General features: G+C 65.2%; 15 protein-coding genes. 7 read left to right on the forward strand and 8 right to left on the reverse strand.

Translation table 11 applies throughout. The annotated features are described in order from the left end of the window. The first annotated feature begins 161 nt into the window (after positions 1-161). The gene (locus tag F2P44_RS08030) at positions 162-1,178 is read left to right on the forward strand and encodes an Rpn family recombination-promoting nuclease/putative transposase (RefSeq protein WP_167086192.1); all 1,017 of its coding nucleotides are present in this window, start codon (positions 162-164) and stop codon (positions 1,176-1,178) included. Positions 1,179-1,183: 5 nt separating this feature from the next. On the opposite strand, the gene F2P44_RS08035 is transcribed toward F2P44_RS08030, so the two are convergent. Genes F2P44_RS08035 through F2P44_RS08045 form a run of 3 tightly spaced genes read right to left on the reverse strand, consistent with a single transcriptional unit; the run spans position 1,184 to position 2,570 of the window. Then, positions 1,184-1,765, reverse strand: a complete 582-nt coding sequence (locus F2P44_RS08035) for a chromate transporter (protein ID WP_167086193.1) — start codon at positions 1,763-1,765, stop codon at positions 1,184-1,186. After that, on the reverse strand, positions 1,762-2,337 hold the full coding sequence (locus F2P44_RS08040; protein WP_167086194.1) for a chromate transporter: 576 nt from the start codon (positions 2,335-2,337) through the stop codon (positions 1,762-1,764). Before F2P44_RS08040 ends, F2P44_RS08035 begins: the two co-directional genes overlap by 4 nt. A gap of 41 nt (positions 2,338-2,378) precedes the next feature. Next, entirely contained in the window at positions 2,379-2,570 is a 192-nt protein-coding gene (locus F2P44_RS08045; protein WP_167086195.1) for a hypothetical protein, read from the reverse strand. 245 nt (positions 2,571-2,815) lie between these two features. Here F2P44_RS08045 and F2P44_RS08050 point away from each other — a divergent pair, with 245 nt between their 5' ends. Further along, the gene (locus F2P44_RS08050) at positions 2,816-3,043 is read left to right on the forward strand and encodes a hypothetical protein (RefSeq protein ID WP_187363269.1); all 228 of its coding nucleotides are present in this window, start codon (positions 2,816-2,818) and stop codon (positions 3,041-3,043) included. 471 nt (positions 3,044-3,514) lie between these two features. After that, positions 3,515-5,605, forward strand: coding sequence for an ATP-dependent helicase (locus F2P44_RS08055; protein WP_167086196.1), 2,091 nt, complete (start codon positions 3,515-3,517; stop codon positions 5,603-5,605). Between the two features lie 27 nt (positions 5,606-5,632). Here F2P44_RS08055 and F2P44_RS08060 read toward each other — a convergent pair whose 3' ends face one another. Both F2P44_RS08060 and F2P44_RS08065 read right to left on the reverse strand, forming a co-directional pair. Continuing rightward, the gene (locus F2P44_RS08060) at positions 5,633-6,532 is read right to left on the reverse strand and encodes a PAS domain-containing protein (RefSeq protein ID WP_229423449.1); all 900 of its coding nucleotides are present in this window, start codon (positions 6,530-6,532) and stop codon (positions 5,633-5,635) included. Positions 6,533-6,834: 302 nt separating this feature from the next. Further along, the gene (locus tag F2P44_RS08065; RefSeq protein WP_229423450.1) at positions 6,835-7,452 is read right to left on the reverse strand and encodes a phosphohydrolase; all 618 of its coding nucleotides are present in this window, start codon (positions 7,450-7,452) and stop codon (positions 6,835-6,837) included. 240 nt (positions 7,453-7,692) lie between these two features. Between F2P44_RS08065 and F2P44_RS08070 the strand changes: the two genes are divergently transcribed. Continuing rightward, positions 7,693-7,980, forward strand: coding sequence for a hypothetical protein (locus F2P44_RS08070; RefSeq protein ID WP_167086197.1), 288 nt, complete (start codon positions 7,693-7,695; stop codon positions 7,978-7,980). Here the strand turns inward: F2P44_RS08070 and F2P44_RS08075 are convergent. Beyond that, on the reverse strand, positions 7,977-10,994 hold the full coding sequence (locus F2P44_RS08075; protein ID WP_167086198.1) for a bifunctional diguanylate cyclase/phosphodiesterase: 3,018 nt from the start codon (positions 10,992-10,994) through the stop codon (positions 7,977-7,979). The two genes, F2P44_RS08070 and F2P44_RS08075, sit on opposite strands and share 4 nt — an antisense overlap. A gap of 203 nt (positions 10,995-11,197) precedes the next feature. On the opposite strand from F2P44_RS08075, the gene F2P44_RS08080 reads away from it, so the two are divergent. Continuing rightward, entirely contained in the window at positions 11,198-12,103 is a 906-nt protein-coding gene (locus F2P44_RS08080; RefSeq protein WP_370662649.1) for a rhodanese-like domain-containing protein, read from the forward strand. Positions 12,104-12,106: 3 nt separating this feature from the next. Here the strand turns inward: F2P44_RS08080 and F2P44_RS08085 are convergent, their stop codons facing one another. Further along, the gene (locus tag F2P44_RS08085; RefSeq protein ID WP_167086199.1) at positions 12,107-12,787 is read right to left on the reverse strand and encodes a YceI family protein; all 681 of its coding nucleotides are present in this window, start codon (positions 12,785-12,787) and stop codon (positions 12,107-12,109) included. 37 nt (positions 12,788-12,824) lie between these two features. Further along, complete coding sequence (locus tag F2P44_RS08090) at positions 12,825-13,808, reverse strand: type II secretion system F family protein (RefSeq protein WP_167086200.1); 984 nt, start codon at positions 13,806-13,808, stop codon at positions 12,825-12,827. Positions 13,809-13,897: 89 nt separating this feature from the next. On the opposite strand from F2P44_RS08090, the gene F2P44_RS08095 reads away from it, so the two are divergent. Further along, positions 13,898-14,602 (forward strand): glutathione S-transferase family protein, encoded by a 705-nt coding sequence (locus F2P44_RS08095; RefSeq protein WP_167086201.1) that lies wholly within the window; start codon positions 13,898-13,900, stop codon positions 14,600-14,602. A gap of 17 nt (positions 14,603-14,619) precedes the next feature. Beyond that, complete coding sequence (locus F2P44_RS08100; protein ID WP_167086202.1) at positions 14,620-15,240, forward strand: glutathione S-transferase family protein; 621 nt, start codon at positions 14,620-14,622, stop codon at positions 15,238-15,240. The last annotated feature ends 16 nt before the right edge of the window (positions 15,241-15,256 follow it).

The following is a 15,256-nucleotide window of genomic DNA, read 5'->3' on the forward strand; positions in this document are numbered from 1 at the left end:
CGCGCCTGGCCAGCGGGGAAAATCCATCATGGCCGGGACGCCGGCATTGCGGCAGGAAGGGTGGTTCATCGCAGAAACAGGTGCACGGAAGTCGCTGAAGCGCCGCCGCACACGTCTGAGGCAGCGCAAAGGAAGGGCATCGATGCTCGCTACAATGCCCCATGCCCGCCCTTCACGACCTCGGATACCGTTCGCTGTTCGCCCACCCGGAACTGGTGCGCGAACTGATCACGGATTTCACTCCCTTCAAGCTGCTCGACGAGGCCGCGCTGTCTTCCTTCGAGCGGGTCAATCCGGCGTATGTGAGCGAGCGCTTGTCGGCCCGCGAGGACGACATCGTCTGGCGCGTGCGGCTGGGCGACGAGTTTCTTTACGTGTACATCCTCCTGGAATGCCAGTCAGGCGTGGACCGGTGGATGGCGCTGCGCATGCAGACCTACATCGGTTTGCTGTACCAGGACCTGGTCAAGGGCCACGCATTGTCCCCTGGCTTGCTGTTGCCGCCGGTGCTGCCGCTGGTGTTCTACAACGGCTCGCCGCACTGGAGCGCCAGCATGGACCTGGCCGGCCTCCTCATGCAAGCGCCCGCCGAGCTCGCGGCGCTGCAGCCAGCCCAGCGCTATGTGCTGATCGACCAGCAGCGCCTGGACCCCACCGCGCTGGAAACAAACGCGACCTTGCTGGCGCTGCTGTTTCGGCTGGAACTTTCGAGCGCGCCCGATGTCCTAAGGAAGGTCGCTCCTGCGTTGACGGCCTGGTTCCACGAAGCACCCCAAGCCAGCCTGCGGCGTTCGGTCGAGGTATGGGTGAACCACCTGCTGGCGCGCAGACCCGGCAAATCGGGGCCATTCACATGTAACAGTGTCAAGGAGGTCGCTGACATGGGACGTAAATTTGAAACCTGGGCCGAAGAATTCGAGGAGATCGGCTTTCAAAAGGGAAGCGCCGAAGGCATCGCGAAAGGCGAAGCGAAAGGCAAGGCGGAAGGCAAGGCGGAAGGGCAAGTCATTGCACTTCGCGGGGTACTGGGCAGTCTGCTGCGCAGCCGGTTCGGCGAATTGCCTGCGCCGGTAACGCAGCGCATCGATCAGGCCACTCAGGCCGAGCTTGAGCAGTGGTTCGAGCGCAGCCTTAACGCGCCGAGCTTGCAGGCGGTGTTTGACGCTCGTCCGGCATAGTCGGGCTAGACCAGTTGCAGCCAGCCGAGCAGGGCGCCGCCGGCCAGTATCCACAGCAAATGGAGCTTGGTGCGCCAGATCAGCATGGCGCTCGCCACCGTCAGCAGCCACGGCGGCCAGTCGCTGGCGAAGCGGCCGCTGGCGCTGCCCAGAATCCAGCTGGTCGATAGCAGCAGGGCGATGACGACCGGCGCCATGCCTTGCTTGAAGGCGCGCACGGCCCGCAAATCGCGGTTGCGATGGCCCCACTGGGCGGCGAAATAGGTCAGCACCGTCGAGGGAATCAGGATGCCGAACATGGTCACCGCCACGCCCAGGAAGGCGGCGCCGGTGCTGCCGGCGTTCATGCCGACTTGCCAGCCCATCAGCGCGACGAACAGCACGTTCGGCCCCGGCGCGGCCTGGGCCAGCGCGATGGCGTTATTGAATTGCGCCTGGGTCAGCCAATGATGCTGTTCGACCAGGTAGCGATGCATTTCCGAGGTGGTCGAGATTGCCCCGCCAACCGACATCAGCGATAGCATCAGGTAGTGTCCGAACAGGCTGAGCCAGTCGCTCCAGCTCAGGACGATCTGCGGCGCGCTCATGGCCGCAGCCGGCGGTAGGTGAGGTAACAGCCAAGCCCGCCTACCCCGAACAAGACGTAGGCCAGCGGCACCCGCACCAGCGCCACCAGCACGAAGCCGGCCACGCACAGGGCCCAGCACCACAGCTGCGGCATCGGGTTCCTGGACAGTGCCAGCGACAGCTTCAGGCCGGTGGCGCCGATCATGCCGGCCGACACCGCCGCCATGCCGCGCAACGCACCGGCCACGCCCGGATGATCGATAAAGCGCGCATGGAGCAGGGCCAGCAGCAGCACCAGCACCAGCGGCACGGCCAGCATGCCGGCCAGCGCCGAGAGCGCGCCGGCCAGGCCGAAATAGCGCCCGCCGATCATCATCGACAGATTCACCACGTTCGGCCCCGGCAGGATCTGGGCCACGGCCCAGTCCTCCAGGAATTCCTCCTGCGTCAGCCATTGCTTGCGTTCAACGATCTCGCGTTGCACGACCGCCAGTACCCCGCCGAAGCCTTGCAGCGCCAGCAAGGTAAACGACATGAACAGGTCGGCCAGCGATTGCGGACGCGGACGGGCGGGGAGGGACGGGTCGGTCATGCCGCATTATCGCGCCGGTCCGCCCGCCTGTCCATGCGGACTCAGCCGCCGCCGATGCCGCGCATCACGCGCCCCGTGCCGCCGCATTCCGTGCAGGCGCCGCCGTTGTCCAGCGTGCCCTTGCCGCCGCACGCGTCGCACAGATCCTCGGCCGCACCGGGCGTGCCCGGTTTGGCTTCGTCACCCGGGTTAAGCCTCGGTTCGCTTGTGATCTTTTCAGGGGGAATGGTCATGATGTCCTCGGTCGTCGTGGCAGGCATGCGCACAGGCGTGTGGCGGCATTCTAGGCCGCGGCGTCAGGGACCGGCGCTATGTTGCCAGCTGTAAAAATGGCGCCCGTGACACTATGCCTCAAGCATATTTTTTGCCGTTTCGATGGAACCTTGACATTGACTTTGATCTTTATTGATGGATACTCCCTAGGCAGTATTGGGTTCCCTTTCCGACGTTTCTGAATGCCCTGTAAGGAAATCACAACATGAATCGACAGCAACGCCCCGACAGCGGCGGTCTCGCCGTGGTTGAGCCACCTTATCGACGCCAGGACGTGCGCCAGCGCGACATCGTCAACCATGCCATCTCGGTCCAGGAAAGCAGCAACACGATGTGCGCCATCGAATACCTCAAGGCGCAGGAAATCCATCCCGACGTGATCGAACGGGTCTTGCTGGAACCGCAGCGCCGGCGCGAGATGCTCGCTCATTGAGTGGCGCAGGGTGGTGGCGCCGGAGCGGCACGGCGTGCGCCGCATGCATATCAGAATGTTATCAAACCACCCGCCTTGAGCCGTGTGCAAAACAGGCGGTTATGCACAAAAAAATCTTGTAGGAAATTTCTTAATATTTTTTACCGCTTTCCCCATTGACTTTGCAAGTGCTTGATTTATATAGGTATAATTTCTGCCTCACGAATGAGCATTTTGTTGAAACCCGCATCGTTACACGCTTGCGGACTGTCAAGAGGGGATTATCCACAAAGTTATCCACAGCGATTGTGGATATCCCAAAAAGCGCTTTAGAAACGGCTACTTAGCGTGCATAGGGTGATGTTGAGCGTCGCTTTCGCGGCTGGCGCGCATGCGCCACCGGCGCCGTGGCGGAACGGCGGGAAGGTTTTTACTTGCGTAATAATACTGTATAAATGTACAGTCATGTCAATCCCAGTCTGAATGCCCGCCATGACCGCTGTTCCCCTTGCCGCTTGCGCCGACGATCCCTTCGCCAGCCTCAATCCCGCCCAGCGTGCCGCTGTCGAGCATGACATCGGCGTGGCCGCCGGCAGCGCACGGCCCTTGCTGGTGATTGCCGGCGCCGGGTCCGGCAAAACCAATACCCTGGCGCACCGCGTGGCGCGCCTGATCATGAGCGGCGCCGATCCCCAGCGCATCCTGCTGCTGACGTTTTCGCGCCGCGCCGCCAATGAAATGACGCAACGCGCCGCTAACGTGCTGCACCGGATCATGGGCGCGCGCGGCGGCCAGCCACCAGCCAGCCTGCCCTGGGCCGGCACCTTCCACAGCATCGGCGCGCGCCTGCTGCGCGATTACGCCGGCCGCATCGGCCTGGAGGAATCGTTCACCATCCACGACCGGGGCGACTCCGAAGACCTGATGGGCATGGTGCGCCACGAGGTCGGCCTGAGCCGGACCGAGAAACGCTTCCCCCTCAAGGGAACTTGCCTTGCCATCTATTCGCGGGTGGTCAACAGCCGCGACACGCTGGCGCTGGTACTGCAGAGTACCTTTCCGTGGTGCAGCGAATGGGAAGCCCAGCTCAAGACCCTGTTTGGCGCCTACGTCGACGCCAAGCAAGAGCAGAACGTGCTCGATTACGACGATCTTTTGTTGTTTTGGGCCGAGATGGCGGCCGATCCCGACCTCGGCGCGCACCTTGGCGGCCTGTTCGACCATGTCCTGGTCGACGAATACCAGGACACCAACCGCTTGCAGGCCGCGATCCTGATGGGCATGAAGCCGGGCGGCGAGGGCGTGATGGTGGTGGGCGACGATGCCCAGTCGATCTACTCGTTCCGTGGCGCCACGGTGCGCAATATTCTCGACTTTCCCAGGCAGTTCGCCCGGGAAGCCTGCATCGTCACCCTGGACCGCAACTACCGCTCGACCCAGCCGATCCTGGACGCATCCAATGCCGTGATCGGCGCCGCCCTCGAACGCCACGCCAAGACCTTGTGGACCGACAAGGTCTCGACCGTCCTGCCGCAACTGGTGCTCATTCCCGACGAGGCCGAGCAGGCGCGCTGGGTCTGCAAGCGCATCCTGGAGCACCGCGAGACGGGCATGGCGCTCAAGGCGCAGGCGGTGCTGTTCCGCGCGGCCAGCCACAGCGCCGCGCTGGAGCTGGAACTCATGCGCCGCAACATTCCTTTCGTTAAGTTTGGCGGCCTCAAGTTCCTCGAAGCTTCCCACATCAAGGATGTGCTGGCGGTGCTGCGCTTTGCCCAGAACCCGAGCGGCAGGGTATCCGGTTTTCGCGTGGTGCAACTGGTGCCGGGGATCGGCGCCGCCACCGCCACCCGCCTGCTGGACGCGGTCGGCGAGGCGGCCGAGCCGCTGCTTGCGATCGAGCAATTTGCCGCGCCGGCCAGGAGCGGTGGCGACTGGCAACAGTTCGTCGCCCTGTTCCGCGCCCTGCGCGCGCCGGGGCTGCGCTGGCCGGCCGATATCGAGCTGGTCAAGACCTGGTACCTGCCGCACCTCGAACGCATGCATGACGACGCCCAGGTGCGCGTGGCCGACGTGGAACAGCTGGCACGCCTGGCGGGTGGCCACGGCTCGCGCGAAACCTTCCTGGCCGAAATCACGCTCGACCCGCCCGAAGCGAGCAGCGACCGCGCCGGGCCGCCCCATCTGGACGAGGATTATCTGATTCTCTCGACCATTCATTCCTCCAAGGGGCAGGAGTGGAAGTCGGTGCATGTGCTGAACGTGGTGGACGGCTGCATTCCGTCCGATATGAGTACCGGCAACGCCGCCGATATCGAGGAGGAGCGCCGCCTGCTGTACGTGGCCATGACGCGCGCCAAAGAGCACCTGCACCTGGTGGTGCCGAACCGCTTTTTCATCAAGCAGCAAGCCCAGATGGGCGACCGCCATGTGTACGCGGCGCGCACGCGTTTCATCAGCCCGGCCATGCTCAAGTACTTCGAGGAAACGGTATGGATGACGGCCGACACCCGGCAGAGCCGCAAACCCATGCCCGACAGCGTGCGCATGCTGGTGCGCGAGCGCGCCCGCAATGCGTGGAAGTAGCGGGCAGCGTCGTTCGGGCAGCCGCCGTCAGGGGCCTGGCGTGGGGTCGTGCAGCGTTGCCACCGCCACGTACTCGTAAGGCGCACCGCCCGGCTCGCTCAGGGCCAGCAGGGCGCAGCGCAGGTGCAGGGCGCTGCCGTCGGCCGCCCGGGTCTGGATGTCGCCCGACCAGGCGCCATCGCGCGCCAGCCCCTGTGTGATGTCGAGCACCAGCGGCGCGGGGAACGCGCCGGCATGCAAGGCGTGCAATGCGTGTCCGATGAGCGCCTCGGGGCGGGCGCCGGCCAGTTGGCACAGGCGCTCGCTGGCCTCGATGATGCGGCCTTTGGCGTCGAGCTTGAGCACCAGCGCTTGCTGGCCGAGTAGCGCCTGCACCTGGCGCGCCTTGTCGAGTTCGGCAGACATCGCGGCGCGGTCGGCCGCGGCCGCCTGCAGGCCGGCATAGGCGCGCAGCGAGGCGATCACGGTGGTAAACAGCTTGCGCGTGGTCAGGTCGGCCTTGCACCAAAAATCATTGATGTCGTAATCACAAATGATGCTGTGTTCCAGCGCCTGGCCCGGTTGCCCGGTACGCAGGACGATGCGCACCAGCTCATTGTGCAGGTCGGCGCGGATCTGGCGCGCCACGCGCAGGCCGGCATCGTCCGTCTCCATAATAACGTCGAGCAACACCAGCGCGATATCGGGTGTGGCACGCAGGGTAGCGAGGGCTTCCTTGCCGCTGTAGGCATGCAGGAAGCTCAGGCGTCGTCCCTGGAATTGGGCATTGCTGAGTGCAAACTTGGTCACCACGTGCACATCGACATCGTCATCGACGATCAGGATGCGCCAAGGGATACTTTCCTGCGCGGGCGACATGGACAGGTCGGACGGGTCGTCGTCGACGATGAGAAGGTTGCCGTGGGCGGGGGTGGCGGAAGAGGGCATGGCTCCACACTAAGACAGCTGGCGCGCTTTGTCAAAGGCCACGCGAGTTATCCCCTGTTTTGCCTGCGTGTAGGAATTTACCGAATGGACAGTTTGCCAGTGTGCTGGGGGGCGTTTTAAGTTCATGATTTCATTCAACTTAATGGCTGCCTGCTGAACGGGCATTTTATTGAAACCCGCTTAAAACCGGGCGCTAAGCGACGTTTGGCGGGGCTTATCCACAATGTTATCCACAATTCTTGTGGATATCCTTAAAAAGCCTGTGAAATCCGTGACTTGGGCGAGGAAGGGGGGCGGCTGGCTCAGACACTGGCCTTGAGCCGGTTCAGCTCATCGAGAAAGCGGGTGCAGGCCAGTTCGGGTGTCCACGGCTCCCAGGGGGTGCCGCCGTAAATGGGAAACAGGGGATCGTCGATCTGGGGCTTGGCGGAAATTTTCAGGGTGTTTTTCACCTCGTCCCTGGTCCATCCGGCAACGTGCACCGCTTCGCTGGCGGCCGCGAGGCGGTCGGCGCGCTTGTGCGAGGCATGCTCCCTGGTGGTCCAGCCCGGCAAGCCGTAGCGCAGGAAAATAACCTGTTCCAGGCGCAGGGTCAGGCTGCGGAAAGCATCGCCGAGAAAGGGCTTGATCACGGAAATGGCGTCGAATCCGAGCAAGCCTTCCTCGGCATCGTGCAGCAGTTCGCGCAGTTCGCTGAGCGGATCGAGCATCCCGCCCGCCGCGTTCTTTCTCAACTGCATAACCGCAATTGAATGCTGGGCGACCGACAGCGGCAGCGGCCACACCGAATGCCCGCCCCAGCGGTAGGTGCGGGCCAGCCCGATCGCCAGGTCGGCGTCGTCCCAGTCGAAGGGCGTGGGGTTGAGCAGGTCGAGACGGCGGCCCGATGGCATGCGCACCCAGGCACGTGTTTCCGGCATCGTTCGCAAAGTCGCTCCTTCCATCGGTTTCCCCGGATCATGCGTTCCCTCCACAGGGCGATCGCCCTATCTTACACACCGGTGTTGGGATCCGGGCGCGAGATTGGCCGGCGCCGCGCGGTCGCTGGCGCTGTTGACGGTCGTCACCGAAAGCGGCCGTTGGGCTGGCACTTGCGCGACCCTTGATTTACTGTGATTACGGCAATTTACTTGTCATCCCACTCACACCGGAGAATCAGCATGGAATCACAAGACCTGGCTTTAACGATGTTCCTCATGTGCATGTGCGCTCTGTACATGATGTATCTGAAGCAGGATGAACAGTTCAGGAGGCTGAAACGCCTGGAACGCATGCTCAGTTCGGTTCCGGGCGCCGGGTCGGGCCATGACGACCTCCACCCGCGCGTGCTGGCCAAGATTGGCGCCGGCGAGATCAGCGCCGCCATCCTGCTCCAGCGCAGCATCGAGGAAACCTCCTTCAGCGACGCCGATGCCGCTGTCAGAAGCTACATCGCCAGGCAGGACTAATCCGATTTCCCACCATCGGCCTCCAGCAGGGCGACAAACTCCTCGGCCGCGACCGGGCGGCTGAAGAAATATCCCTGCACTTCATCGCAGCCCGCGCCGTCCAGATAATCGCGCTGTTCGCGGGTTTCCACTCCCTCCGCCACCACCGTGATCCCAAGGCCATGCGCAAGCGCAATCGTGGCCTTGGCGATCGCCGCGCTCTTGGCATCCGCGGTAATATTGCGTACGAAACTCTGGTCGATTTTCAGCTTGTCCAGCGCAAAGCGGCTCAGGTAGCTGAGCGACGAATAGCCGGTGCCGAAATCGTCCAGCGCCACCGCCACGCCCATCCCGCGCAACTCGGCAATCTGCGCCATCGCCAGCTCCGCTTCCTGCATCAGCACGCTTTCGGTCAGTTCGATGGCCAGGAAGCGCGCCTGCATGCCGCTGTCAAGCAGGGCGCTTGTCACGATCGCGGGCAAGGTGCCGGCCGTGATCTGGTGTGCCGACACGTTCACCGCTACCGGCAGCGCGCGCAGGCCGGCATCCTGCCATGCCTTGTTCTGTGCGCAGGCGGTGCGGATCACCCATTCGCCGATCTCGACGATCAGGCCCGAATCTTCCGCCAGCGGAATGAATTCGGCCGGCGAAATCATGCCCAGCTCGGCGCTGCGCCAGCGGATCAGCGCTTCCGTGCCGCACACCCGCTGGTCTGCCAGCCGCACCTGGGGCTGGTAAAACAGCGAAAATTCGGCGCGTCCCAAGGCGCTGCGCAAACGGTGCTCCAGCGCCATCCAGTGCAAGGCGCGTGTGTTCATTTCTGACGTGAAATAGCGGAAGCTGTTGCGCCCGCTGTTCTTCACGTGCGACAGCGCCGTGTCCGCATTCCTGATCAGGTCGTTTGCGGTGACGCCATCGAGCGGAAACAGCGCGATCCCCACGCTGGCGGTGACCACCACCTCGTGCCCCAGCAACTGGCAGGGCGCGGCCACCGTGTCGAGCATGTGCTGGGCGACGGCGTTGATATCATCGTTGTCGTCCACGTGCGAGAGCACCAGCACGAACTCGTCGCTGCCGATGCGTGCCAGGGTGTCGCCCGGGTGCAGGCGCAGCAGCAGGCGCTGGGCCATTTCGCGCAGCAGCTGGTCGCCAGCGTCATGCCCGATGCTGTCGTTGACGCGCTGCAAGCGGTCGATATTGAGCAGCAGCACGGCAATCATGCGCTGCCCCTGGTGCGCCGCCTCGATCGCCTGTCCCAGCCGGTCGTTCAGCAGCGAGCGGTTCGGCAAGCGCGTCAGTGGATCATGGTTGACCATGAATTGCAGTTGCTCGTTGGCTTCGGTAATGTCGCTCAGGTCGGTGAACACGCCCACATAACCGGCTGTGCCGTGCTCCGGACTGGACACCGCGCTCACCGTCAGCCACTCGGGAAACACCTCGCCATTCTTGCGCCGGGTCCAGATTTCTCCGCGCCAATGGCCGTCGCGTGCGATCGTGTCCCATAGCTGCCGGTAGAAATCGCTATCGTGCACGTTCGAGCGCAGCATGCGGATATTGCGTCCCAGCACGTCCGCCTCGCTGTACTGGGTGATGCGCTCGAACGCCGCGTTCACCGCCACGATGGTGCTGGCGGCGTCGGTGACCACGATGCCGTCGCGCGTGCAGGCGAACACGCGCGCGGCCAGCTCCAGCTTTTCGTCGGACTGGCGCCGCTCCGTGATGTCTTGCAGCGTGCCCATCAGTGCCGTCACATTGCCGGCCGCATCGTGCACGCCCGTGCTGCGCGAATGAAAATAGCGCTGCGGGCCGAGCGCGGGATTGCTGCGCAGCTCGCCCGTCCAGTTCATGCCATGCCGCACGGCCGACTCGACCAGATGGCGGTCGCCCGGGTGGATTTGCTGCAGAAAAACGTTGAGCGGCGGTGGCTGGTCCGCCGCCGGCAGGCCGAGCAGGCGATACATCTGCTGCGACCACTGTCCGCTGCGGCTGACCAGGTCGAGCCGCCAGCTGCCGATCAGCGCCAGTTGCTGCGCCGCCTTGAGCGCATCGTCGCTGTTGTGCAGCGCCTGGTTCAGCCCGTAACGCTTGTGCAGTTCGCGCAGCGCCATGTAGCTCAGGCCGGCCAGGGCCGCCAGGAATGCCAGCGAGACCGCGATGTAGGCGCGCGCCATGCTGTACCAGTCGGCCAGCAATTCCTCCTCGCCCAGACCGACCACGACCACCAGCGGCCGGCCGCTGACGCGCTGGTAGAAATACCGGCGGCGGATGTGGTCGATGCTGCTGTCGGCCGTGTAGCTGCCGGCCTCGGGCGGGGATGGCGAGGCCCTGAAATCGGGGAAGAAGGTCAGGCGCTTTCCTTCGGCCATGTTGGCGACCGGCATGCGCAGCATCAGCACGCCGTCGGTGCGCACCAGGGCCACCATGCCATCCCTGCCGACCTTGACCGAGTCGTAAAAGCGGCGCAGGTAGGTCGGTTCGAGCGCGGCCACGATGACCCCGCCGAAACTGCCGTCGGGGCGGTTGATGCGGCGGCTGAAACTGATAAAGGGTACGCCCAGCTTGCTGATGACCGGCCCTTCGATGTGCATGCCATGCTCGGGATGGTCGCGATGGATGCGGAAATACGCGCGGTCCGACAGGTTGTAGGATCCCGGCAATTTCTGGCTGTCGTGAATCATCTTGCCATCGGCATCGAGCAGCCAGATGGCGCGGATGAAGGGCAGGTTGTCGATGCTGCTGTCGAGCAGTTCATTGACCAGGCGTTCGCGGTCGGCCGGTCCGCGCGGCACCATCTGCACCGCCTTGATGGTGGTCTGCATCGCCAGGTCGACCGCGAACACGCTGTCGACCGCCTGCTCCTCCAGCACCTTGACCAGCATGCGGGCACTGGTGGTCTTCTGGGTGACGACATGGTTGCGCGCCTGCACCAGCTCGAACACGAGATTGGCGATGATGCCGACGAACAGCAGGCCGGCAAAGCCGAGCACCAGCAAGGTGATGCCGCGCTCGTCGCGATTGGCAAGAAGAGGGTTCATCGAAGTGCACCTTGAAAAATTGGGCGGGACTGTGTGGCTCCCGCCATGGCATTCTGGACCCTGATGCATGTCTGTTATAGCAGATCATGTATGAGTAATAAAGTACGAATTGCCGTGCTCGATGCGCCTGCGAACGGACGTTTCCGGCACGCATTCCGGCCGACCCTTTAAAATAGCCGGTCTGTTCCCTCTAAAAGTCCGTCGTGAATGCCCGTCCGCCCACCTGCCTGCCCCCTGGCGCCGCCCGCAAGGACCTGGTGCGCGCGCGCCAGCTGCTCGCGCCGGGCGAGCTGGCGCCGCTCGCGCGCAACGGCGCCGTGCGCCTGCTGGAAGTGGGCTGCGCCGGGGCTGCCGCTTTCGAGGCGGCCCATATCGACGGCGCCGCCTGGCTCGACACCCGCTTGCTGGAAGCGCCGCCCCTGTTCAATAAAGTCGGCGATGCCGCCCTGCTGCACCTGCTGCTGGCCCACGGCATCGGCCACGACAGCACCGTCATCGTCTACGGACGCAATCCGCTGGCGGCGGCGCGCGCGGCACATTTGATGCTGTACGCGGGCGTGCTGGACGTGCGCATGCTCGACGGCGGCTTCGCCGGCTGGTGCGCGGCCGGCCTGCCGGCCGTCGCCGGCCCGGGCCGCGTACCGGTGGCCGCGCACAGCTTCGGCGCCCCGTTTCCCGGCCGCCCCGACTATGTGACCGGCATGGCCCAGGCCCGGCAGTTGCTGGCGCGCAGCGATGCGGCCCTGGTCAGCATCCGCACCTGGCGCGAATTCACGGGCGCCACCTCGGGCTACAGCTACATCGCGGCGCGTGGCGAGATTCCCGGCGCGCTGTGGGGCAGGGCCGGGCGCGAGGGCGACGTGAACAGCATGAGCCATTTCCAGCACGCGGACGGGCGCATGCTCGATGGCGACGCCATCGCCGCCCGGTGGCGCCTGGGCGGCATCCATCCCGGCCGCCACAACGCCTTTTACTGCGGCACCGGCTGGCGCGCCTCGCTGGCCTTCTTTTATGCGTGGCTGATGGGCTGGGAGCGCATCAGCGTCTTCGACGGCGGCTGGTACGAATGGAGCGCCGACCCGGCCAATCCGGTGGTCATGAATTTTTGACCGTCACGGCGGCGGCGCTGCCGCCACGATGCGAAATGCCAGCTCCATGGGATCCTGCACCGTCAGGGCGCCGCCCATCACCGACATCGGCGTGATGCCGAAATCGCTCTGGCGCAGCGTCAGCGTGCCGCTCGCGCTCACGCCATCCTTGCTGCGCTCGATGGTGGTCGGCACCTCCACCGTGCGCGACACGCCATGCAGCTCGACCGTCAGTTGCAGCGTGTCGCCCTTGCCGGCGGCGCGTTCGGCATGCAGGGTCACCAGCGGAAAGCGCTCCGCCTCCAGCACGCGCGTGAGCATATTGGTGCGCGTGGCGGCGATGGCGTCGGCGTCGGGCTGGGTGTCCAGGCCCGCCTTGCTGCGCAAGGCGGTTTCGTCGACCGTCATCTGGTCCAGCCGGAAGCGGAAGTCGGCGCGGCCGGCGTCGGGCGCGACGAAGCCTTCGATGCTGCGGCTGGCGACCACGTGGTCGTGCCCCAGGCGCGAGAACGTGCCCCCGCGCCGCACGGTGACGGTAATGAGCGACCTGGCGCTATCGATGCGCAGCACCTGCTGCGTGCGTGCCGCTTCCTGGTACCAGGGGAAGGTGGCGTCGGCCGGCGTGGGCGCCGGCGCTGGCGTGGGCGTGCTGGCGCAGCCGGCGACGAGGACCAGCAGCGGCAGGTAAGTTCGGATTGGTTTCATGGGCTCGATTGTGGCACGGAACGGCTCAGGGCGCGGTTCAGGATGGTACTGCCGCGCTCAGCGAACTGCCAAGGATCTGCACCGCCATCCACAGTGCCACCAGTGCGTAGAACAGGCGCGGCAGCCAGGCCATCAGATCGAGCTGGAAGCGGTTGATCGACTCGGTCTCGCTGGCGGCGTGCCGGCGCAGCATGGCGGGCAGGGTGCCGCTTTGTTCGCCCGTCAGCACCAGCGCGTGCAGCTGGCCGGTGTCGGCCAGGCGCAGTGCGGCGATGGCCTGCGCCAGCGTGGCCCCCGATGCGAGCGCCGGCTCCATGGCCGCCAGGTCGGCGCGCACGATGCGGTTGTCGACCGTGGCCAGGGCCTCGGGCAGGGCATCGAACAGCGGCAGGCCGGCCTCCAGCAGCAGGGCGAGGCTGTCGACAAAATCGCGCATATTGCGGCGCAGGTGCATCGGGCCGAACACCGGCAGCGCCAGCAGGGCGCCTTCGATGCCGGTGCGCGCGGGCGACTCGCTGCCGGAGCCGAACCAGGCCAAGGCACGCGCCGCCAGCAGCGCCGCGCCGCCCAGCACCAGCAGCGGCGCCAGCGCCCGCCACAGGTAGCCGCCCGCCGTCAGCGTACCGCTCACCAGCGCCGGCAGCGGCTGTACGAACAGGGCGATGGCCAGGATCGCGACCGGCAGCACCATGCGCGAGCGCAGCGTGGCCAGTTGCTGCGCCCTGGTGGCGTGAAAATCGGCCAGCCTTTGAAACGTCGCCAGCGGGCTGCCGGCGGCCAGCGCGGCGCGCACCAGGCGCGCCTCGAACACGGTGAACAGGCCGCTGGCCAGGCCGGCGCTGGCGGGATCGTTGCGGCGTGCCGCCAGCTTGCGAAATGCGGCCACGCGTTCGCGTCCCGCCGCGCCGAGATCGAGCAGCGCATACGCCCGGTCGGGCGGCAGGCCGGCCTTTTCCATCGCCGCGAGATGTTGATAAAGCTGGGCGCGCAGCAGGGCGGGAAGGGGGCGGTGGCGGGTCATCCGGCGATTGTGGCACAGCGCGTGCGGGCACGCCAAATTGACGCTATGATGCGCCTTGCTCTTTCGTCATCTACCCGAAAAGGAATGCCATGATCGACCTCTATTCGGCGCCCACGCCGAACGGCCACAAAGTCTCCATCGCGCTCGAAGAACTGGCCTTGCCGTACACCCTGCACGCGCTCGACCTGCACCAGAACCAGCAAAAGGAAGACTGGTTCCTCGCGATCAATCCGAACGGGCGCATTCCGGCGATTGTCGACCGCGCCGAAGATAACTTCGCGGTGTTCGAGTCGGGCGCCATCCTGGTCTACCTGGCGGAAAAGACGGGCCAGCTGATGCCGCTTGACGCCAAGGGCCGCTCGCAGGTGATGCAGTGGCTGATGTTCCAGATGGGCGGCATCGGTCCGATGATGGGGCAAGCGAACGTGTTTTACCGCTACTTCCCCGAAAAGATCCAGCCCGCGATCGACCGCTACCAGGGCGAGAGCCGGCGCCTGTTCCGCGTGCTCGACGGACGTCTGCGCGATCATGAATTTTTGGCCGGCGACTACTCGATTGCCGATATCGCCAACTGGGCCTGGGTGCGCACGCACAAGTGGTCGGGCGTATCGATCGAGGAACTGCCGCACCTGAAACGCTGGATCGACGCCATCCGCGTCCGTCCCGCGGTGGAAAAGGGCTTGCAGATGCCGCCATCGCCGCGCGACCTGACCAGCGCGAGCGAGGAGGAAGCGGCCAGATTCTCGGCCGCCGCGCGCACCATGCTCGAAACCGGCCAGTCGCGCAACAACTAACCCCCTGCAAGGATGTCATGAAACTCTACATCAGCAATTTCGCACCCAATCCGCGCCGCGTGACCATGTTCATCGCCGAAAAAGGCATTACCGGAATCGAACCGGTGATGATCGACCTGGCCACCAATGAACACAAGAGCGAGCGCTTCGTCGCCAAGAATCCATTGGCGCGCGTGCCCGCGCTGGAACTCGACGACGGCCGCGTGCTGACCGAAACGCGCGCCATCTGCACCTATCTGGAAGGCCTGCATCCCGAGCCGAACCTGATGGGCGAGGGCTTCGAGGAGCGCGCCTTTATCGAGATGGCCGACCGCCGGGTGGAGCTCCATCTGCTACTGGGTATCGCCAACTGCGTGCGCCATACGCACCCGGGGCTGGCCATGCTGGAGCAGCCGCAGTTCCCCGAGTTCGGCGCCTCGCAGGGCGAGAAGATGCGCGAGCATGCGCGCTGGCTCGACGGCGAACTGGCCAAGCGCCCGTTCGTGGCCGGCGAGCGCTTCACGGTGGCCGACATCACAGCCTGGTGCGCGCTTGAATTCGCGCGCGGGCTGATGAAGTTCAAGCCGGGCGCCGAAGGCATGGCCAACCTGCAGGCGTGGCGCGACCGCATCGCCGAACGGCCGTCGGCGGCGCGTTAGATCACTTACTGCCAGG

Origin of the sequence: Massilia frigida (genome assembly GCF_011682175.1) — a bacterium.
GTDB classification, from domain to species: domain Bacteria; phylum Pseudomonadota; class Gammaproteobacteria; order Burkholderiales; family Burkholderiaceae_D; genus Telluria_A; species Telluria_A frigida.